Origin of the sequence: Streptomyces sp. DH12, from assembly GCF_020873895.1 — a bacterium.
GTDB lineage: Bacteria > Actinomycetota > Actinomycetes > Streptomycetales > Streptomycetaceae > Streptomyces.
Genome location: NZ_JAHWGT010001699.1, coordinates 1 through 385, shown reverse-complemented (window position 1 = coordinate 385; position 385 = coordinate 1). Strand labels below are relative to the sequence as shown.

Annotated in this window: 1 protein-coding gene; it reads right to left on the bottom strand. The window is 72.7% G+C overall.

Translation table 11 applies throughout. From position 1 onward, the window contains the following. Positions 1–385, bottom strand: a 385-nt coding sequence (locus tag LPA54_RS41795) for an LmeA family phospholipid-binding protein (RefSeq protein ID WP_228985563.1), incomplete at both ends; no start/stop codon positions are given.

Genomic DNA, 385 nt, shown 5'->3' with positions numbered 1-385 from the left:
CCGCCTGGACCTTCTCCAGGCTGATCCCGCCGGGCAGTCCGTCGATCTTCTGCTCGAAGTCGGTGATCCGCCGCACCCGCGACTCGGCGATCTCCACCCCGCCCAGCACCGGCAGCGCGTCCGCCCGCACCCGCACGGTGTTCCCGTCGACGACGGTCACCGAGCTGAGCACGGACACCGGCTCGGGCAGCCTGGTGCCGAGCACGGTGGTCTCCAGTGCGACCTTGATCTTCCCGTTGCCCCCGTCGGACAGCGCCACCACCTCGGCGGTGATGCCGGGCGCCACCTGCGTGGGCTCGGCCTCGGCGGCCCTCAGCAGCTCGTCGTAGGCGATGGTCGCCGTGCCGGTGGCGCTGTCGGCGACGGCGGAGCCGAAGTCGCCGAC